Origin of the sequence: Pontibacillus salipaludis, from assembly GCF_014642405.1 — a bacterium.
In the GTDB taxonomy this organism is placed as follows: domain Bacteria; phylum Bacillota; class Bacilli; order Bacillales; family BH030062; genus Pontibacillus; species Pontibacillus salipaludis.
In genome coordinates this window covers 206,523-226,501 of sequence record NZ_BMIN01000003.1, presented here as the reverse complement: position 1 = coordinate 226,501, position 19,979 = coordinate 206,523, and the positions used below count along the sequence as shown (strand labels likewise).

Genomic DNA, 19,979 nt, shown 5'->3' with positions numbered 1-19,979 from the left:
AATAAGCAAAAGCACCAAATTGCATTAGCAATTTGGTGCTTTTTTTAGCAAACATAAAAAATTATCTTTTCTTATTTCGTTGCTTAGCTTTTTGTTTATTTAATTTCTTTTTAATCTGTTCTTGCTGATATTTCATTTTTTTCTTATAACCAGGCTTCACTTTTTTCGGTCGCTTTACGCGTGTCCATGCTTCTTTTTCTGTATCGTTCTCATCAATCTTACGCGTTGAACGCTGATTTCGGTCTTTAACAGGGACAAATTCACCTTTCTTAATATCATAACTATCAAACGTTAAGCCTGAATTCTCTAGTTTCTTAATAAGAGGTTCATCTGTTTCCGTGTACAGGTTAATCGCTGTACCTTCAAGACCAGCTCGCGCGGTACGTCCTACACGGTGAATATAAAATTCTTCTTCTTTCGGTAGATCAGCATTGATGACGTGACTAACACCCTGGATATCGATACCACGAGCAGCAAGATCGGTTGCCACAATATACTGATAGCGCAAGTTTTTAATATCTTTGACTACACGCTTTCTCTCACGCGGTGTTAAACCACCGTGAATAACCCCAACTTCTAAACCTTTATCCATCAGTTCTTGTGCTAATTCATTTGCCCGTTCTTTCTTATTTGCAAATATAATAGCCAAATAAGGATGGATGAGCTTTGTAATACTTATAATCATATCTGCTTTATCTCTATGGCGAAGTGGTATGAGACGATGCTCCATCTTCTCCGGAGAAGGCTTCTCTTCATCAGCTTGAATATAAGTTGGATTCTCCAAGTACTTTTTCAAGAATGGCTTTAGTTTTACAGGAATCGTCGCAGAAAAGACGAGTAGCTGTAAATCAGCTTGCATACGAACAAGCACTTGATCCACATCTTCAATAAAACCTAAATCGAACATCAAATCAGTTTCATCGATAACAAAAGAAGAGGCTGTATATACATCGAGAGCTTCTTCCTGCACCATATCAAGGATACGCCCTGGTGTACCGACTATGATTTGAGGCTGTTCTTTTAATTTGTCTATCGTTTTCTGTTTGTCAGTGCCACCTATTAGAAGCTTCGCCTTTAGAGCATCTCGATGTTCAGATAGCTGCACCATTTTACGCACTTCATCATAAATTTGAGTCGCTAGCTCCCTTGTAGGAGCTGTAATCACGGTCTGAACTTCTTTACGCGAAACATCTATTCCATTTAGTAAAGGGATGAGATAAGAATGAGTCTTCCCTGAACCTGTATGTGATTGTCCAATTAAACTTTCTCCTCTTAAAACAGAAGGGATTACTTTCTTTTGAATCGGTGTAGGCTCATGGAAACCTAACTGATCCACCATATCAATCATCTCTTTGGTAAGAGCCATTGATTTAAATGTTTGTACTGTCATATTCGTACTCCTTTTCGATCACTGTTGCTTTTTCATTATAGTAGAGTTCTCTCTATTATACCATCTTTACTCCTGCTACACTTAAGGATTTTTAGTGTCTCCTCTCTCAAAGAATGGTCTAACTTTGTATTCTGCCCCATTTACCTTTATAATATGAGGGAGATATGATATTTTCGAACTCAAGAGGAGTAAGAGGGGGAACAAAGATGGAAGTCATTAAAATAGCTCCAAGAGGCTATTGTTATGGAGTAGTTGACGCTATGGTCATAGCTCGTAATGCCTCTAAGGATCCAAACTTACCTCGTCCTTTATATATTTTAGGTATGATTGTTCACAATCAGCACGTAACTGATGCATTTGAGAACGAAGGCGTTGTAACGTTAGATGGTAAAAATCGTTTAGATTTATTAGAAGATATTCATGAGGGAACTGTCATTTTCACTGCTCATGGTGTATCACCTGAAGTGAAAAAGCGGGCCGAAGAAAAAGGACTAACCGTCCTTGATGCTACGTGTCCCGATGTGACGAGGACACATGATTTAATTCGTGAGATGGTAGCTGAAAATTATGAAATTGTTTATATAGGCAAACGAGGCCACCCTGAGCCTGAAGGTGCTCTAGGAGTTGCCCCTGGTCACGTGCACCTCATTCAACATGAGGAGGATATTGAAGACCTATCATTAACGAGCGAGAAGATCCTTGTCACGAATCAGACGACTATGAGTCAATGGGACGTCTACGACATTATGGAGAAAGTAAAAGAGAAGTATCCCCAAACCGAAATCCATCAAGAAATCTGTATGGCTACCCAGGTTCGCCAGGAAGCAGTAGCAGAACAAGCAGGAGAGGCTGACCTCACTCTTGTCGTTGGTGATCCAAGAAGTAACAACTCTTGCCGTCTTCAACAAGTATCGGAAGAGAAAGCAGGAACCACAGCTTACAGAATAGCCGATGTTAGTGAAATTGAACTTGATTGGTTAGAAGGCGTTGAAACCGTCGCGGTTACGGCTGGTGCTTCTACACCAACTCCGCTAGTAAAAGAAGTGATCCGGTTTATTGAGAACTTCGACCCGTCAAATGAAGATACATGGGAGCGATCTTCCAAAGTGGAACAACGTAAGATTCTCCCTAAAGTAAAAACGAAAAAAGCCTAACAAAAAAGGATGCCCATTGTGGCATCCTTTTTTAATCTTATAAGCCAAGACCTATTGATATTTGATTCGTGTAGCTTGTATAGGCAATTACGTGATTCAGTTCTACAATCTCTTTATCAGATAACCCTACATTTTTTAACGCTTCCACATCTTTCTTTTCCACTTGAACTGGCTTAGCTATTAATTTCTGAGCATATCGTAGCATCAAAGTTAATGGTTGATCGAAATAACCTTCTTCAAAAGAAGAAAGCTTTGAAAGTATATCTTTATCTCCTGTAAGCTCGATCAACAACTGACTATGGCTTTCCTTACAAAATTCACAACCATTATGCATAGAAACAAAAGTGATAAGCGTTTCGCGTTGAACTTCTGTTAGAAACGTTTCTTTGACAGCTTGTTGAACAGGTGCAAACGCTTCTAATAGTGAAGGACTTTTCGCAATAAGTCTGTTGAATAAAGGCAGCGGTTGTTCTAAATGACTTAGAGCTTCCATTTGTTTAATCTCACTTTGTTTAGCTGGTTTAATCCATGGCATAGTACACATGCCTCCTTTTACATAAACTGAAATGGTTCTGTATGAGCTTCTGAAATCATTACGTCTGTTGAAATTTGTTTTTGTTCAAATTTCTCCTTAAGAAAATCATGCACAACTTTCTTCATAACCTTTTCTACATGGTGTCCCGGGTCTATTACATTTAACCCCATCCCAAGAGCATCATGTGCTACATGGAAGTATAAATCGCCAGTTACAAATACATCTGCTCCCTTACGTTTAGCAGCAGAGATATACTTATTTCCATCTCCCCCCAATACGGCCACATTCTTTATCATTTTTTTCTTATCCCCGACTAAACGTAAAGCTGGTACGTCAAAGGCTTCTTTTACGCGTTCGGCAAATGATTCAAGCGTCATAGGTTCATCTAATTCTGCCAAACGACCTAACCCTTTCTTTTCACCCTGAAGCTCTAAAGGATACACATCGTAAGCTACCTCTTCATAAGGATGGGCTTCTTCCATTGCTTTTAGGACTGTTTTCAATCCAGATTGGGGTACGATAGTTTCCATGCGCACTTCATCTACTTTTTCTATCTCTCCTTGAGTACCTATGTAAGGATCAGTATCTACTTCCGGTTTAAATGCTCCAACCCCAGGTGTTTGGAAAGTACAGTGGCTGTAGTTTCCGATATGTCCAGCTCCAGCATTTCCAAGAGCTTCTCTCACTTCATTCTCATGAGTTTGTGGAACAAATACTACAACTTTATAAAGACGTTCTCTCTCTGTTTCAATCAACACATCTTTAACACTTACACCTAACGCTTCACACATAGCATCGTTAACGCCACCCCAAGCTACATCCAAGTTCGTATGAGCAGCGTAAACTGTAATATCATGTTTGATAAGTTTTTGAACAATCCTACCTTTTTCATTATCTGGACTCACTTGTTTTAGAGGTTTAAAAAGCAATGGATGGTGCGCTATGATTAAATCTACATTGTTCTCTATAGCTTCATCAACCACGTTCTCTAATACGTCTAGCGTTACCATCACCTTGTTTACCTTCTTATTCAATGTCCCGACATGAAGGCCCACAGGATCTCCATCAAAAGCTAGCTGCTTAGGACTCCACTCTTCAAACCATTTGATAATATCTTGACCTGTTGCTACTTTACTCATTCGTGATCTCCTCCTGTATCCAATTATATTGGGTTTCGAATTCTTTCACTTTATCGAGATCTGGTTGCTTCGCCTGCTTCATTTGATTTAAGACAAACTGTAATTTGTCAGCTTCCCCTTGCCATTTAGAAATAAACGGTTCCGACTGTTCTTTTCGCAAAAAAGGACCGAATAGAAGCTCTTTTTCACGGTCTACCCCGTAAGGCTTCCATGGAGCCTCACTACGATCCCCTATCAAGACTTCATAGATATGTCCATCTTCTTCAATAATTGTCTCTTCAATAAGCTCATATCCATTATGTAAGAACCATAAACGGACGACTTGAGCATCTAAATTGGGCTGGGCGATAATCCTTTGCACCTTCCCTAGCTTTTCTTTGCCTTCCTCTAAAATGGTCTTAATCAATTTTCCGCCCATTCCAGCGATTGTTACAAGTTCAACTTCATTCTCATTTAATACAGCAAGACCATTTCCTTTTCTGACCGTTACCCTATCATTTAACTGTTGCTTGTTGATATGGGACTGAGCAGACTGAAATGGACCATCATTCACCTCTCCGGCAATAGCTCGAGCATCAGGGTCACGCTCACACACATAAGCAGGCAAATAAGCATGGTCTGAACCAATATCTGCAAATGTAGCCCCTTTGTAGACAAATGAGGCTACCGCTTTTAATCTTCTCGAAAGTTCTGTTTGTTTCAATTATCTCACCACTTTACTGAAATCTATTAATAGTCTTACCACACCACGCATAAAAAGTACAAGACATTTTCTAGGTTAGCATCTTTTCCAACATAAAACGACTCCAGTCAAGGTGTTCCATATGAGCCCACTTATGCAGAAGACTCGAAGTTGAGAGAATGTTTCCGTTTATTTTAATTGAGCGTAAGGTGGGTCTCGGAAACCACTCGCTTTTATGCGGGGAGCTGGTGAGCCTCCTCACCCAGCAAAGCCGGACTCCGGGGTCTCACCTAGATTAAAAAAGTGCAGGCGTGGGCCTAGGGATAAAAGAAAGTTCGACTAGGATCGTCACATCCTGTGACAACATCGAACGACCCCACATCGTGTGGTGCCGGAACTAGATTGACTCTTCTGCCGTCCACGGGAGTCTCGCAGTTTCCAGGCCCTCCTTTTCTATATTAGGAGATACGGAAACAAGCCAAATGTAGATTCAATGCAGCAACAGCAACACTCAAGCAGCGGGGCCGTTCTACCACTTTTGATAAGGGGTGTCTGGGGAACGGGGAGACTCCTATGGGAGAAAGAGGTCGACGAGACCCCGGAATGAGCAAAGCGAATGAGGAGGCTCGACAGCTCGCCCGTGGAAAGCGAGTCGTTCCCCAGACACCCCAAACTCTCATTAAACATAACGGCCCCACACACAATAAATTGTCTCAGCTTCGAGTATTCAAAATTAATACCCAAATCATTAGCAAGGACTAAAAGTAGGTTGCGTGCATCCGACTGTTTATCATCTATAAAAAAGAAAAGCCTTCCGCTAAAGCGGAAAGCTTTTCTTCATTCATTATTTCTTTTCAGATAGCCACTTCGCTACAGCTTCTGTCTTTTCAGCATTCAAGTTCTGAGCAGGCATTCCGCCTTGACCATTTTGAATAATCCCTTTGATATCTTCTTTGGAAAGCTTACTTCCGATGGTTTGAAGGTTAGGTCCAACTTGACCTGATAGATCTTGCCCGTGACATCCTGCACACGTCTGAGAGTAAATTTCTTCAGGATTAGCAGCGCCTGCATCGCCACTTCCACCTTCTTGAGCTGTTTTCTCCCCTTCGCCTTCTTTACCTTCTTCCGCTTGATCCATTTGGTTTAATCCTACAAAACCAATAATAATCATAAGGGTTATACCAAGTACAGCAATTAAAGCATAAGGCATAACTGGGTTTCGTTTCATGCTTATTTCCTCCTTATGTAATCCCCATTTCCACGGTTAGGACAAACTACATATATTTTACTTGAAAACGCTACTATAGAAAAGGGAAAAAGATGTTAATTCTAAAAAAAGATAAATAATAGCCACATTACAATGCCTATAATACCTGATGCAATAAGGTAAAATACTTTCTTCCAAACTCCTGCAAATATCCATAATATACAATTAAATAAAATAGTTATATGAAGGAGAATCATTTGCTGAACACTTAGTTGCACTAGATAAACAGAAAATATGAATAGAATTAATAAGAAAACAATGATTGCGATATGTACATAAATGGAGTTTGCCTTCTTAAAATACCAATATCCAAATGCAGTAAAGGTGAAAAAAATCAAATGTAAACCGGTTTGCATTAGCATGGATATTTCAGTAAAATAAATGACAAGAAACGAACTCGGAAGAAGCGATAACAGAATCATAACACAGATGAAAGTGAACCACGATCTACGCGGAAACGCTTTCTTATCTGACGATATATCTTCCTCTCCTTCAGTATATAAAGCAAGCAAGAAATCGCAATATTCCTTAGGAAGCAACTGATGGTTTTTCCAGTACTGAATTTCCTTTACAATAACTCGTTTCCGTGTGTCTTCCAATACGCTACACCCCTTGAGAATCAAGGATAAAAAATACACAGCCACTGTGCACCTGTTTAGGTACACAATGACTGAGTTGTTTATGGCATTATCAATTTACTCTATTCCAAGAAATCCTTTAATCGTTTGCTACGACTAGGGTGACGTAATTTACGAAGTGCTTTTGCTTCAATTTGACGGATTCGTTCACGTGTAACACCAAACACTTTCCCCACTTCTTCAAGTGTTCGTGTACGGCCATCGTCCAAGCCAAAGCGCAAGCGAAGAACGTTTTCTTCACGATCCGTTAATGTGTCAAGAACATCTTCTAGTTGTTCCTTTAACAACTCATAAGCTGCATGATCAGATGGGGAGGTAGCTTCCTGGTCTTCAATGAAATCTCCTAAGTGAGAGTCATCTTCTTCACCAATTGGAGTTTCTAATGACACAGGTTCTTGAGCAATTTTCAAGATTTCTCTTACCTTATCCGGTGTGAGTTCCATTTCTTCTGCGATTTCTTCAGGAATTGGCTCACGACCAAGATCTTGTAGCAATTGACGCTGCACACGAATTAATTTGTTAATGGTCTCAACCATGTGAACCGGAATACGAATTGTACGGGCCTGGTCTGCAATAGCACGTGTAATTGCCTGACGAATCCACCATGTTGCATACGTACTGAATTTGTAACCTTTACGGTAATCGAATTTTTCAACAGCTTTGATCAGACCCATGTTCCCTTCTTGAATTAAATCAAGGAACAACATACCTCTACCAACATAACGTTTCGCAATACTTACTACAAGACGAAGGTTGGCTTCAGCTAAACGTCGTTTAGCCTCTTCGTCGCCATTTTCTATACGTTGTGCAAGGTTGATCTCTTCTTCAGCAGATAATAGGTCCACACGACCAATCTCTTTTAAATACATACGTACAGGGTCATTGATCTTCACCCCAGGCGGGACGCTTAAATCATTTAAATCAAACTCTTCTTCTTTATCCAGTTGTTTCATGCTTGGGTCTGCTTCAGAGTCACCGATAATTTCGACACCCTGATCACTTAGATATTCATAAAACTCATCCATGGCTTCTGAATCTAGCTCATAACTGGATAAGCGTTCAGCTACTTCTTCATAAGCTAAAATACCACGCTTTTTCCCTAATTCAAGCACCTGTTCCTTCGCCTGTTCTAGGGTTAGCTCATTCTCTGTTGATTTTGAACTTGATGGCTGCTTTTGCTCTGCCATGAGTCCCCCTCCTTCCAAACTTCCTTCTATACCAAACTATTGAGATTTTAACTGCTTCTTCAACTCAATGATCCTCATTGCGATTTGCGCTGCTCTCACTGGATCATTTTGACGTTCAGCTTCTTTCTGTTCCAGTTCAAGCGATGAAATGCTCTCTTGTTCACTTCTTTTGTTAGAAATGACACGTATATAATCATTGACTTCCGCATCACTAAGGTCAGGTTGAAGCTTTAACATAGCAATTTCACTTACTAAACTTTGTAATGAAGCATCTGGTAATTGTTCAATAAATTGTCCAGGGTTGGCTTCATAACCTTCCTCATAGTAAGCGTAAAGATATGTCACAATGACTTGATGCTCATTTAAATTAAAAGCTCCGCCCAATTGTTCCTGTACCTTATAAGACACAGAAGCATCATGCATCATATAATAGATCAATTGCCGTTCAGCATTATGAAATGCTGGAAGCAATTTCTGTTTCTTTCTAGAAGTTTCTTTGTAATTATTAGTATAGCTAGTCTCAGGATTCTTATCCTTATCAAGCCCTTGCTTTTTTCGGCGATTTATGATTTCTTGTTCTAAAACATCAATTGAAAGATCATATTCGCCTGCTAGTTCCCGAAGATAATGATCCCTCTCTAGTGGTTTACTGATTTTAGAGACCTCATCTAACACACGTTCGATGTATTGAATCCGATCTCCTTCATTTTTTAAGTTAAACCCTTGCTTCAAGTGGTTTATCATAAATCCCATATACGTCACTGCTGCATCTAGTACATGTTTTCGAAAGCTTTCACTTCCGTGTGACCGTATATATTCATCAGGATCTGACCCCTCTTTCATTTGTGCAACTCGTACATCACACCCTACTTTTTTCAGTAGGTTAGCAGCTTTATACGATGCATCTTGGCCTGCTCTGTCAGCATCATAGCACACAACTACCCGTTCCACATACCTACGTATTAACTTGGCCTGCGGTTCTGAGATAGCTGTACCTAATGTGGCTATACCATGTTTAATACCACCTTGGTAAGCAGATATAACATCCATTTGTCCTTCAAATAAGACGACTTCATTTTGTTTTCGTATCTCTGAACGAGCTAAATCGAAATTATAAAGTAACTTCCCTTTTTGGAATAAATCCGTCTCTGGGCTATTCAAGTATTTAGGCTCGCCACCATTTACGCTACGTCCACTAAATGCAACCGTCTTCCCTTGATGGTTTCGAATGGGAAAAATGACTCTACCTCTAAAACGGTCACCGTAATGACCATCTTCTCGATATGAGAGCAAGCCTCCTTTAACCATCGTTTGAGGATGGAATCCTTTATTCTCTAGGAATTTCATTGTAAATTCTTTAGAGTTTGGAGCGAACCCTAACTGAAAAGCATCAATCACTTCATCAGATAGGCCTCTTTCTTTCAGATGCTCATATCCATCTTTACCTTCTTTTGTATGTCGCAACAAATGATGGTACAATTTAGTTAACCAGCCATGCGCCTCAAGGAGTGTTTGATTTTCCTGATGCTTTGGATCAGATTGATCCTGATCACCAGCGTCCTGTTCTGGTACATGATGGCCACTTTTATCGGCAAGAATACGGATCGCTTCCTGAAAGGAAACGCCTTCGATCTCGCGAATAAAGGTGAGAACATTCCCACCCTTTCCGCATCCAAAGCAATGAAAGATTTGCTTATCGGAAGAAACGGAAAAAGAAGGAGTTTTCTCATTATGAAAAGGACAAAGGCCGAAATAATTCCGACTTTTCTTTGTAAGTTGAACGTATTCACCGACAACATCTACAATGTCGTTGGAGTTTCTAATCTCCTCGATGATATTTTCTGGAATGCGGTTAGACATACAATCACCATGTTTACTTTTTATTCTAGAAGGAACATAAAATCCCTTCAATATTCGACAAGATTTTTCAAGTCTTGCACAAAATCCTCACTAGTCCTTAGGTCATATGATTACTTTGTTGTCCCTTCAATCCGTAAGAAACGTGAGATGTTGATGACCTCCCCGTTACTTTAGAACTAAGAGACTCCCAAATAGGTATCTTTCGACAATTCCTAGAAGGATGCCGGCTATAGTCATGTATTCTACATTCCTGTCAGGATTCCTTCTCTAAGAATATAAGTTTTAACTTTCTGAAAAGTCATTCCTTCTACTCAAATTACGGGACATAGCATCCATTCCCCACTATTTCCTTACGCAAACCATAGAAACATTTTTTCACAAAATACAATTATAATACAACAAAGATTCAATTACCACGATTTTTTTGTTAAAAGAGCGGATAATTTTACACTATATCGTCATAAATGCAAGAGAAAACACAGGCGCACAACCTGTGTTTTGTTTTACGATTTTGAATGGATACGATTAAGAATTGTATTAGCAGTCTCTTCTACAGCTTTATTTGAAACATCAATTACATCACAATTTATACGGTCAACCACAGAATTAAAGTGTTCTAACTCATGATGAATGCGTTCCATATTAGCATAAGTAGCTTGGTCGTCCAATCCTAAAGCTTTCAAGCGCTCTTTTCGAATATCATTTAACTTCTCAGCGCTGATTTTTAAACCAATACACTTTGAAGGATTTACTTTAAAAAGCTCTTCAGGAGGATCGACTTCAGGAACGATTGGAACGTTGGCTACCTTTAATCGTTTATGAGCCAAGTACTGAGACAATGGAGTCTTAGATGTTCTTGAGACACCTATCAAGACAACGTCTGCTTTCAAGATTCCTCTTGGGTCTCTACCATCGTCATATTTGACCGCAAATTCAATGGCTTCGACACGTTTAAAATAATCTTCATCTAACTTATGCACTAAACCAGGTTCTAAACGAGGCTTCTTTCCGTACTGTTTTTCGATTTGGTCAATAAATGGACCTATGATATCAATCGCTGTTACACCATGTGCTTTAGCTTCTTGCAATAAGTATTCTCGGAACTCAGGAATGACTAGTGTAAAACCAATCATTGCCTCGTGATCTCTCGCTTGAAGTACCGCTTCTTTCAATGTAGCTTTATCTTCAATATACGGAATGCGTTGGATTTCAAAATTACTGTTATTAAACTGACTTATAGAAGCTTTTACAACTAGTTCTGCTGTCTCTCCTACTGAATCTGACACAACATATACAATTGGTTTGCCCATTCTTTCCCCTCCTCACATCTTAGATCCGTTCATCACGACCTAGTTCTACTAATGCTTTCGTTAAATTCGTTTTTGTTAGTCGTCCAATTACTTCATAACCATCTTCATCATTTTTCACCACAGGTAGTGCATCAATTTGCTTATCGATTAGCATTTGTCCCGCTTCTAAAAGTAAATCCTCTTTATAACAAATCGTTACATTAGGCATCCTTGTCATTATAATATGAACGGGAATCTCCCGTAAATCCTGATTTCCTATACTTGCGCGTAGTAAATCTTTACGAGATAAAACACCTACTAACTTGGCATGATCATTGACCACGAAAAGCGTTCCAACATCCTCTAAAAACATGGTACATATCGCATCATAAACAGAAACATTCTCGTGCACGACAACGGGAATAGATTGAAAATCTTGAACCTTAAACTTTTTTAATTTCTCAGTAAGAAGCTCAGAGCCAGTCTTACCTGTATAAAAGTAACCAACCCTTGGTCTTGCATCTAAATAACCCGCCATTGTGAGTATAGCTAAATCAGGGCGGAGTGTTGCTCTTGTTAAGCTAAGACGCTCCGCTATATTTTCACCCGTAATAGGACCGTTCTCTTTCACAATCTCAATAATGTGTTCTTGCCGCTGTGTTAAATCCACCTTTTCACCACCTCTTACTATGTGTCATACTATTTTAAATATTATATCTCATTTTAGATCGAGTGGGAAGAACTGTCCCCCATATCAACCTAGAGAAGAGCGAAAGGTTCTTTTTACACCTTATCAAATTATAACCCTAAAAAGTGAAAAACCTCGTCTCTATACCTCTAACGTCGAGGGATAAAGACGAGTTATTTTCATGGTTATCCATTATGCGCTTAGCTAGAATACTGAACGGTACGTCAAATGTCAAACATTACGCTAATCTTTCAACCAGTCCAACTGATTTAAGAACTTTTTCGATTTTAGATAGTAACCACCATAACGATCATAGTATTCTGATATCATTTGTTTAAGTCGGTCCTTATTCTCTTGTTTGACGGATATGTTCCCCACTCTTGTCACGTCGACCTCTAGACAAATGCGGAGTAGTTTCAAAAGATTCGGGGCAAGTCCGTAAGAGTAAGAATCTAAATGACGGCACCTTGTACACAAGATACCTCCTTCTTGCACAGAAAATGAAAAAGGCTCTTCTTCAGACCCACAATTCACGCATCGGTGAACTTCAGGTGCAAAGCCGCCTTTACGAAACATCTTCATTTCATACATGAACAGCAGAATATCTAGATCTTTATCTTCTGTAATCCAAATAAATGTTTGTAAGAGCTGCTGAAACAAAAATGGATCAGGCTTATTTTGCTCCTGCAGCTTATCAGTTAGCTCTGCCATATAAGAAGCATACGCCGTTTTTACGATATCTTCTCTAATGGAACGTAAGGAATACAGCACCTCTCCTTGTTGCAAAGTACCCATATTTGAGCCCATTTGTACAAGAAAAGATGCATACACGAACGGTTGGGTTATTGCAGTTAACCGGCTTTTAGGTTTTTTTGCTCCTCTAGCCATTACTGCAATTTTGCCCTTTTCTCGCGTGAACAAGGTGACAATTTTATTCGTTTCCCCATAATCACCTGTTCGAATGACAATCCCCTCTACCTTTTCCAACAATTTAACTCACCTAACTTCTTTCTCTACAACTGTGGATCAAATTCCGCGTAATCTTCATTGTGTTCTCGAGCTTGTGAACCTTCACTATCAGTCGTTTCTAGTTCCTTCAATAATAAATAGGTTTCAATGTTTCCTGTTTGACTAAAAACCTTCCATGTAAAGTCGAGCACAAGAAACCCCACCTTTCTATTGGATTAAGAAAATGTATGATTGATCTTAGATTGACCGTAAAGCATGACACTCATGTACCTTAATATTTTCCAAATTAATATTCGTCTTGTCGATATCCATACTCTTGTAGATGATTAGAGCGATTACGCCAGTCCTTTTGAACTTTTACAAACAGTTCTAAATAAATTTTCGTACCTAGTAAAGATTCAATATCTTTACGAGCTCTCTGACCAATTTCTTTCAACATAGAGCCTTGTTTTCCAATGATAATGCCTTTTTGACTAGAACGTTCGACAATGATGGAAGCTTGCACATTCACCTTTTCATTCTCCCGTTCTTCAATACCTTCAATCACAACGGCAATCGAATGAGGGACTTCTTCCCTTGTTAGATGTAATGCTTTCTCACGGATTAATTCACTGATAACAAAGCGTTCAGGGTGGTCAGTAATCATGTCTTCAGGGTAAAACTGTGGCCCCTCTGGCATCTTCTCAACCATGAGTTTGAGTAAGTTATCTACATTGTTTCCCTCTAACGCAGAAATGGGTACAATTTCTGCAAAGTCGTATTTTGTACGATACTCATCAATGATCTTAATTAACTCATCTGGATGAACTTGATCTAGTTTATTTACAATGAGAAAGACAGGCTGTTTTACTTTCTGAAGCATGTTAATAATAAACTCATCCCCACGCCCAAAACCTTCTTTAGCATTAACCATAAACAATACAAGATCTACTTCGTTCAGGCTTTGCTCAGCTACATTAACCATGAAGTTTCCTAGTTTATGTTTTGGTTTGTGAATTCCTGGCGTATCTATAAATACCAATTGGGCATCGTCTTGTGTATAGACCCCTTGTATCTTATTTCGAGTCGTTTGTGCCTTGTCGCTCATAATGGCAATCTTCTCACCAATTACTCGATTCATAAATGTGGATTTACCTACGTTAGGTCGTCCGATAATGGATATAAATCCTGATTTGAATTCTGATTCCATGTTGTATCCTCCATGCTTTGATGATTATTCCTTAAATCAACTTTGATTTTTTTCTATTTTACTACAAATTCACCTTCATTTCATGCAATCGACAAAAGCAGTTACGAAATTACAAGAAAACAAAAGGGATTCATCGCACTACAAATTATGCGAAATTTCGATCCCCCACACCCCTTTTTTTGCATTCACTATAACGCTATCGTTTCATTATACCTTCTTAGTGTAGATCGGGTCGTTACGTTTGTTGAGTGCTTGGGGTGTCTGGGGAACGACTCGCTTTCCGCGGGCGAGCTGTCGAGCCTCCTCGGGGAAAGCACCCTGCGGGGTCTCGTCGACCTCTTTCTCCCGCAGGAGTCTCCCCGTTCCCCAGACACCCCTGGCTATTATTTTGCGAACGGCCCCGCGAGTGAAGGTTGAAGATATTGCTATATCGCATGTTTCCGTTACACCATATAGAGCAAAGGTGGTTCGGGAAATTGCGAGACTCCTGCGGCAGCAGGAGCCAGTCTAGTTCCGGCGTGGAGGACCTAGCGTGATAAGTCACCTTTTTTCCAAAGGCTAAACGCCTTTTCCAAAAAGCTGTCTTATCCGTACGGTCCTAGGCACCACGCCTGCACTTTTCAATCTAGGGGAGACCCCGGAAATCGCGGAGCGATTGAGGAGGCTCCCCAGCTCGCCGCGGAAAGCGAGTGATTTCCCGAATCACCTTACGCTCCAATAACGCTTACGGAAACATTCTCTCAGTTTAGAATCTTCAAGACCTCCACCAAATAAAAAAAGACCTGGAAAAAGAGTTCCCAGGTCTTCTTAGAATAGTTTAGGAAGAAATATAATACACGCAATAATAACAGAGGCCAGCGCGGCAACGAGTACCGCTCCAGCTGATATATCTTTAATTTCCCCTACAAGGGGGTGTTGTTCTGGCGATAAGAAATCCATAATTCGTTCAATTACCGAATTAATCATTTCTAATATGATTACCATTGCCATAATTGTAATGACCGCTACCCATTCCCAGGCAGCTAAGTCAAAAAACAAACCAGCAAGAACGACAATGGCCGATACAGATAAATGAATCCTAAAGTTTCTTTCTGTCTTCAGAACTTCCCACAGACCTTGAAAAGCAAAGGAAAAGCCAATCAACTTCTTTTTTTTAGTTTCGTTTGAGCCCGAACTCATGTAAGATTTCCTCTTGGCGTGAGAACATTTTCTTTTCGTCCTCTTCGTTCAAATGGTCATACCCAAGCAAGTGTAGGAAACCATGAAGAGCTAAAAAGCCAAGTTCACGCTCATAAGTATGGTTATATTCTTCAGCCTGTTCCTTTGCTCGGTCAACAGAAATGACAATATCTCCGAGGAGAAGTGGCATTTCCGCTCCCATGATCTTCATTTCCCCATCTCCTTCTTCTTGCATAGCAAAAGAGATCACGTCAGTTGGTTCGTCCTTTTGACGGTAGTTTCGGTTAATGATTTGAATTTCATTGTTATCAACAAAAGATACCGATAGCTCGGCTTCATCTGTTACATTCTCCTGGTTTGAGGCGAAATCTAAGATGCGTTGAATTAAATCAATGTAATCCTCTTCTACAGAGTTCGTTTCATCGTGAAAATCAATGTACATGTTTATGCCTCCTTTACGGCCGCTTTAGTTTCTGGATATTGAATTCTTGAATGAAATATACCTTGTAACGTCTCACAAATCGCTGTTTGTATACGTTCTAGGTCTTTTAATGTTAAAGGACTATTCGACAATTGTCCATCTAAAAGACGGTCAATGATAATCGAATGAACCAGGTTTTCAATGTCTTCTGGTGAAGGTGTTTTAAGAGAGCGGACAGCCGCTTCTACCGAATCACATATACACACAATTGCTGCTTCGCTTGACTGTGGTTTAGGCCCTGGATAGCGATAGTTAACTTCTTCGACATTGTCGTTTTCTTGTTTTGCTTTGTGGTAGAAATACTTTAAAAGCGTTGTACCATGGTGTTGTTCTGCAATGTCAATAATTTCTGTTGGCATCTTATGTTTTCGTAGCATTTCAGCCCCAGTATAAGGATGTGCAATAATAATTTCCGCACTTTTCTGAGGCTCAAGCAAATCATGAGGGTTCTTCATCCCCATTTGATTTTCAATAAAGTACTGCGGCTCTTTCGTCTTACCCAGATCATGATAATAAGCCCCAACTCGAGCCAATAAACCGTTCGCTCCTATGGCCTCACAAGCTGATTCACTTAAATTCGCTACCATCACACTATGATGATACGTCCCAGGGGTTTGCGTCAATATTTTTCGAAGCAGAGGATGATTAGGGTTAGACAACGTGATCAACAGTGTATCTGATAGCATGCCCAATCCCGCTTCAAAGAATGGCAATAATCCAAATGTGAGAACAGAAGACAAAAAAGCGGATAGAACCGCATAGCCAACCGTTATCGTAGTCCCAGAAAGTGAAATTGGCTCATAGGTCAGTAATACGAAAACCATAACAAGAACAATATTCACAACCGTAACCCCGAAACCGGCTTTAAGTATAGAGGTCTTATCTTTTACATTATGAAGAAATATAATCGCGGCTAGTTGTGAGAACATAAAATATATGCCTGCTTCAACATTTAATGTCCCGGGTATTTGCTGATTAAAAAAGATTGTACCAAAAATCGCATAAATAACACTTAAAAATATAGCCATTCGTTCATGTATGAGAAGCGTTAACAGTATCGCTCCAGCAGCAACGGGTACAACATAATACAAATCATCAATTGAAGATTGAAAAACACTCCCAAGCTTCATCATAAGAAAGACTAAGATACTAATAAAAAGAATGGCTATCACTTTACCATTATCCAAACCTTCAGTCTGGGTCATTCTTTTTAATTCATAGAGGAGGACTCCAACAGAAAGAATGATTAATAAAATTAGACCTGAATAAGGATACCAGTTGCTTTTCCCATCTAATAACCCGACTAATTTTAACCGTTCATATATATCATTGGAAATCGTTTCCCCTTGAAAAACCAACACCTGCCCTTGCCTTATCATAACCGGGGCAACATCATTAGCTGCTTCGTTTTGAGCCTGGATTTTTTTATCTTCATCGATAAATGAATTACGAACAATCAAAAATTCTATTAGCGATTGCACAGCCTCTTTGAGGTCAGGATCAAAACTCTTGTACTGTAACTCATTCTTTACCGTTTCAATAGATGAGCCAACATCCTCTTCTCTCACACCAGAATGTAACACGTCTTTAAGCGCATTAGAAAGCATTTCCTCTGCCACGTTCCGCTGATCAGCTGGTGCATCTAGCAGGCGCTCAAGAACCTCGGGGTTAACCTGATTTGTTATGTCTTCAGATAGCATAGATTGAAGTTTTTCAACATCATTTTCTACTTTATCGGATTCAGTGACATCTACTGATTGGTTTTCTGATTCCTCTTGTTTATCAATCACTTCAACTGCGTTAAATATTTCTTCCATGTAATTAATGCGGGTATTCGTGATGAAATTTCTAATGGTGTACACGTCTTCGACAGATTCCATAGCTTCATCTCGTTTTTCCTGCGTTCTATCTTTATCTTCTACATTAATCGGAGAGAGAATCGTATCTTTAGCCGTATCCAATCTATCAACATCGTAGGTTTTCGTTTGAACATTTGAAAAGGCAAGTAAAAAAATGACCAGCGCCAGGATGGTCATAGATACTCCAATGGTGATCCACACATTCTGAAAAACATTCCCCTTGATGAACTGATTCCACCAGTTTCTCACCGAATTCCCCTCCATTATCTTATACATAGAAAGAAGACCCTTAAAAAAGGGTCTTTCTACTTACTGTTCATCTTCATATGCATCAATAACTCGCTGAACAAGTGGGTGACGAACTACATCTGATTGTTCTAAATAGGAAAAGGCTATACCTTTAATACCAGATAAGCGCTTTTCTGAAGCTTTTAGCCCTGAAGTAACGCCTTTTGGTAAATCTACTTGGGTGATATCCCCAGTGATAACCATTTTAGAACCAAAACCAAGCCTTGTAATAAACATTTTCATTTGTTCTGGTGTGGTATTCTGAGCTTCGTCTAAGATTACAAATGCATCATCCAATGTTCGACCTCGCATATAAGCTAGAGGAGCAATCTCAATCGTTCCACGCTCCATTAATCGAGCAGTATGCTCCGTCCCAAACAAATCATGCAGGGCGTCGTATAAAGGTCTTAAGTAAGGATCTACCTTTTCTTTAAGATCTCCTGGTAAGAAGCCCAGACTTTCGCCAGCCTCAACGGCTGGTCTTGTTAATATAATACGTTTGACTTCATTATTCTTTAGTGCCTGTACAGCCATAACGACAGCAAGATAGGTTTTACCGGTTCCAGCAGGCCCTATCCCAAACACTAGATCATGAGTTTTCATTCCAGAAACGTAATTTCGTTGACCAAGTGTTTTAACTCGAACAGGTTTTCCTTTTGCGTTTCGGATGATCTCATCTTCAAATAACGTTTCAAACTGTTGAAGTTCGTTTTTCTTAGCCAAGTCAATGGCATAGATCACATCACGCTCAGAGATCGTTAATCCTTTACGAATGATCGTAAGCAACGCATGAAACACTTTCTCTACCAACATGACATGTTCTTTGTTCCCTGATACACTTACATGTTCGCCTCTCGTAACAATGGATACACTTAATTGAGATTCCATTTGTTTCAAATTACGATCGCCTGTCCCAAATAAGGCTAACGCTTCATTCGGATTATCTAATTGAATGTCGATTGTACGTAAATCTTCCTGCATGCTTCAGTCTCCTTGAGTGATAGGTTGAGGTTTAGAAATATCTTCATGAACTTTAAAATATAGGATTAATTTTACTTTACCATTCTCTTTCTGACGGTGCAAAACTTTTTGGGTAATAATTTTGGAATTTTGTGGGATCTTCTGTTTTAATTCCATCTCAGCTTGTTTTACCCCTATTTGCAGGGCTTCTTCATCTGTTCGGGATTCTTTATACAATTCCGCTTCAGAGATCTCTTTAGAAGAGAATTTAATTGGTAATTCCCATTTAAATAAATAGAATGGTTTATTATATTCCTCTTCATGCATACGCTTAAACTCAGGTTCTTTGAATCCCCAGAGCGGCACTCTTACGCCCCCTAGCTGCACACCATAGTGCGTTTCTTTCTCACCCGTAATGACTTCATATTGCACATTCAGAGGAACAACAACTTCACTTTTGTACCATGTCTCTGCAATAACTTCACCTTCAGCATGGACAAGTGTCGGCTCTTCTTCTCGTCCTATCGCTCCCGAAACCAGTAAATCTCCAGATTCTACGTAATCATTCAGTTCAACCGCCGGTTCTCCCTTTTCAACATACATATCTACAATAATTCCTTTTTTACGGGCATAAAGGCTTTGTGGACCACCTTCCTCTGGTTCTGTAACAATCGTTTTTTCTACACCTTCTAAGTGATAGGTCGTACCCTTTTCAGTGACGCCGATCCACAAAAGTTCAGGTACATCAGCTAAAAGTTTTTGTTGCATTTGGCCAGGGGTTTCAATCGTAAATTTCCACGCCCCTCGTTTAATTCCATAGTCTTTTAAATTCTCTTTAATTTTATACTCAACCTCTGGTGTAACCCCTTCGATCTTAATGCCCCACACCATGTTCGAAAGAAGGAAAATGGCAATCATCCCAAGCACAAAACCCGCTACAAGCGATCTTCTTTTTAAAAGAGAACGAAGCAAGAAAGGAAGACCATGCCTCTTCCTGAAGCGGATTTTATAATCTAATTGACTTCGCAACTTTTTTAGTACCGGTACATCTTCCAAACGCACATTGGCTTCACATGTAAACTCGTCTATCTTTTTCACATTCCAAACTGAAATTCCATTCTCAACGCAACGGTTGAGAAAGAACTCCGGAAATTTACCTTCAATCCTAAGCGTCGTGTACCCTGTGAAGAAAACCCCTTGCGTAATTTTCATACTTACCTCCTAA

The 19,979-nt window shown here is 39.6% G+C and carries 19 protein-coding genes; 1 reads left to right on the top strand and 18 read right to left on the bottom strand.

What is annotated here, in order from left to right:
• Nucleotides 1–61: 61 nt before the first annotated feature.
• A complete protein-coding gene (locus IEW76_RS05050) occupies nt 62–1,390 on the bottom strand; it encodes a DEAD/DEAH box helicase (protein ID WP_188651498.1) in 1,329 nt (442 codons plus the stop codon).
• Between the two features lie 206 nt (nt 1,391–1,596).
• On the opposite strand from IEW76_RS05050, the gene IEW76_RS05045 reads away from it, so the two are divergent.
• Complete coding sequence (locus IEW76_RS05045; protein ID WP_188651496.1) at nt 1,597–2,544, top strand: 4-hydroxy-3-methylbut-2-enyl diphosphate reductase; 948 nt, start codon at nt 1,597–1,599, stop codon at nt 2,542–2,544.
• A 37-nt stretch (nt 2,545–2,581) separates the two neighbouring features.
• Here the strand turns inward: IEW76_RS05045 and IEW76_RS05040 are convergent, their stop codons facing one another.
• The 17 genes from IEW76_RS05040 to yqfD all read right to left on the bottom strand — a co-directional run bounded on the left by IEW76_RS05040 (nt 2,582) and on the right by yqfD (nt 19,966).
• Nucleotides 2,582–3,079, bottom strand: coding sequence for a carboxymuconolactone decarboxylase family protein (locus tag IEW76_RS05040; protein WP_188651494.1), 498 nt, complete (start codon nt 3,077–3,079; stop codon nt 2,582–2,584).
• 17 nt (nt 3,080–3,096) lie between these two features.
• The gene (locus IEW76_RS05035) at nt 3,097–4,218 is read right to left on the bottom strand and encodes a Nif3-like dinuclear metal center hexameric protein (RefSeq protein ID WP_188651492.1); all 1,122 of its coding nucleotides are present in this window, start codon (nt 4,216–4,218) and stop codon (nt 3,097–3,099) included.
• Nucleotides 4,211–4,921 carry a tRNA (adenine(22)-N(1))-methyltransferase gene (locus IEW76_RS05030; protein WP_188651490.1) on the bottom strand — a complete coding sequence of 237 codons (711 nt, stop codon included), beginning with the start codon at nt 4,919–4,921 and terminating at the stop codon, nt 4,211–4,213. The genes IEW76_RS05035 and IEW76_RS05030 overlap by 8 nt, the downstream gene beginning before the upstream one ends.
• Before the next feature lie 823 nt (nt 4,922–5,744).
• Nucleotides 5,745–6,128: a cytochrome c550 gene (gene cccA, locus IEW76_RS05025; protein ID WP_188651488.1), complete on the bottom strand. Its 384-nt coding sequence runs from the start codon at nt 6,126–6,128 to the stop codon at nt 5,745–5,747.
• Between the two features lie 101 nt (nt 6,129–6,229).
• The gene (locus IEW76_RS05020) at nt 6,230–6,766 is read right to left on the bottom strand and encodes a hypothetical protein (protein WP_188651486.1); all 537 of its coding nucleotides are present in this window, start codon (nt 6,764–6,766) and stop codon (nt 6,230–6,232) included.
• A gap of 101 nt (nt 6,767–6,867) precedes the next feature.
• Entirely contained in the window at nt 6,868–7,992 is a 1,125-nt protein-coding gene (gene rpoD / locus IEW76_RS05015; protein WP_188651484.1) for an RNA polymerase sigma factor RpoD, read from the bottom strand.
• 36 nt (nt 7,993–8,028) lie between these two features.
• Nucleotides 8,029–9,852, bottom strand: a complete 1,824-nt coding sequence (gene dnaG, locus IEW76_RS05010) for a DNA primase (RefSeq protein WP_188651481.1) — start codon at nt 9,850–9,852, stop codon at nt 8,029–8,031.
• Nucleotides 9,853–10,355: 503 nt separating this feature from the next.
• Nucleotides 10,356–11,162 (bottom strand): pyruvate, water dikinase regulatory protein, encoded by an 807-nt coding sequence (locus IEW76_RS05005; RefSeq protein WP_188651479.1) that lies wholly within the window; start codon nt 11,160–11,162, stop codon nt 10,356–10,358.
• A gap of 19 nt (nt 11,163–11,181) precedes the next feature.
• Entirely contained in the window at nt 11,182–11,811 is a 630-nt protein-coding gene (gene ccpN / locus IEW76_RS05000) for a transcriptional regulator CcpN (RefSeq protein ID WP_188651477.1), read from the bottom strand.
• Between the two features lie 261 nt (nt 11,812–12,072).
• The gene (gene recO, locus IEW76_RS04995) at nt 12,073–12,816 is read right to left on the bottom strand and encodes a DNA repair protein RecO (RefSeq protein WP_308422042.1); all 744 of its coding nucleotides are present in this window, start codon (nt 12,814–12,816) and stop codon (nt 12,073–12,075) included.
• A gap of 26 nt (nt 12,817–12,842) precedes the next feature.
• Nucleotides 12,843–12,989, bottom strand: coding sequence for a YqzL family protein (locus IEW76_RS04990; protein ID WP_188651473.1), 147 nt, complete (start codon nt 12,987–12,989; stop codon nt 12,843–12,845).
• Between the two features lie 95 nt (nt 12,990–13,084).
• Nucleotides 13,085–13,987, bottom strand: coding sequence for a GTPase Era (era, locus tag IEW76_RS04985; protein ID WP_188651472.1), 903 nt, complete (start codon nt 13,985–13,987; stop codon nt 13,085–13,087).
• A gap of 807 nt (nt 13,988–14,794) precedes the next feature.
• A complete protein-coding gene (locus IEW76_RS04980; RefSeq protein WP_188651471.1) occupies nt 14,795–15,166 on the bottom strand; it encodes a diacylglycerol kinase family protein in 372 nt (123 codons plus the stop codon).
• Complete coding sequence (ybeY, locus tag IEW76_RS04975) at nt 15,141–15,608, bottom strand: rRNA maturation RNase YbeY (protein WP_188651470.1); 468 nt, start codon at nt 15,606–15,608, stop codon at nt 15,141–15,143. The genes IEW76_RS04980 and ybeY overlap by 26 nt, the downstream gene beginning before the upstream one ends.
• Nucleotides 15,609–15,610: 2 nt before the next feature.
• Nucleotides 15,611–17,755: an HD family phosphohydrolase gene (locus IEW76_RS04970; RefSeq protein ID WP_229721123.1), complete on the bottom strand. Its 2,145-nt coding sequence runs from the start codon at nt 17,753–17,755 to the stop codon at nt 15,611–15,613.
• 60 nt (nt 17,756–17,815) lie between these two features.
• Nucleotides 17,816–18,775 (bottom strand): PhoH family protein, encoded by a 960-nt coding sequence (locus tag IEW76_RS04965; RefSeq protein WP_188651469.1) that lies wholly within the window; start codon nt 18,773–18,775, stop codon nt 17,816–17,818.
• Nucleotides 18,776–18,778: 3 nt separating this feature from the next.
• On the bottom strand, nt 18,779–19,966 hold the full coding sequence (yqfD, locus tag IEW76_RS04960) for a sporulation protein YqfD (protein ID WP_188651468.1): 1,188 nt from the start codon (nt 19,964–19,966) through the stop codon (nt 18,779–18,781).
• Nucleotides 19,967–19,979 lie beyond the last annotated feature (13 nt).

Excerpts from the sequence above, each read along its gene's own strand:
- IEW76_RS05005 (WP_188651479.1), bottom strand. The coding sequence starts at position 11,162 with ATGGGCAAACCAATTGTATATGTTGTGTCAGATTCAGTAGGAGAGACA.
- dnaG (WP_188651481.1), bottom strand. The coding sequence starts at position 9,852 with ATGTCTAACCGCATTCCAGAAAATATCATCGAGGAGATTAGAAACTCC.
- rpoD (WP_188651484.1), bottom strand. The coding sequence starts at position 7,992 with ATGGCAGAGCAAAAGCAGCCATCAAGTTCAAAATCAACAGAGAATGAG.
- IEW76_RS05040 (WP_188651494.1), bottom strand. The coding sequence starts at position 3,079 with ATGCCATGGATTAAACCAGCTAAACAAAGTGAGATTAAACAAATGGAA.
- IEW76_RS05035 (WP_188651492.1), bottom strand. The coding sequence starts at position 4,218 with ATGAGTAAAGTAGCAACAGGTCAAGATATTATCAAATGGTTTGAAGAG.
- IEW76_RS04965 (WP_188651469.1), bottom strand. The coding sequence starts at position 18,775 with ATGCAGGAAGATTTACGTACAATCGACATTCAATTAGATAATCCGAAT.
- era (WP_188651472.1), bottom strand. The coding sequence starts at position 13,987 with ATGGAATCAGAATTCAAATCAGGATTTATATCCATTATCGGACGACCT.
- cccA (WP_188651488.1), bottom strand. The coding sequence starts at position 6,128 with ATGAAACGAAACCCAGTTATGCCTTATGCTTTAATTGCTGTACTTGGT.
- yqfD (WP_188651468.1), bottom strand. The coding sequence starts at position 19,966 with ATGAAAATTACGCAAGGGGTTTTCTTCACAGGGTACACGACGCTTAGG.
- ybeY (WP_188651470.1), bottom strand. The coding sequence starts at position 15,608 with ATGTACATTGATTTTCACGATGAAACGAACTCTGTAGAAGAGGATTAC.
- IEW76_RS05050 (WP_188651498.1), bottom strand. The coding sequence starts at position 1,390 with ATGACAGTACAAACATTTAAATCAATGGCTCTTACCAAAGAGATGATT.
- IEW76_RS05045 (WP_188651496.1), top strand. The coding sequence starts at position 1,597 with ATGGAAGTCATTAAAATAGCTCCAAGAGGCTATTGTTATGGAGTAGTT.
- IEW76_RS04980 (WP_188651471.1), bottom strand. The coding sequence starts at position 15,166 with ATGAGTTCGGGCTCAAACGAAACTAAAAAAAAGAAGTTGATTGGCTTT.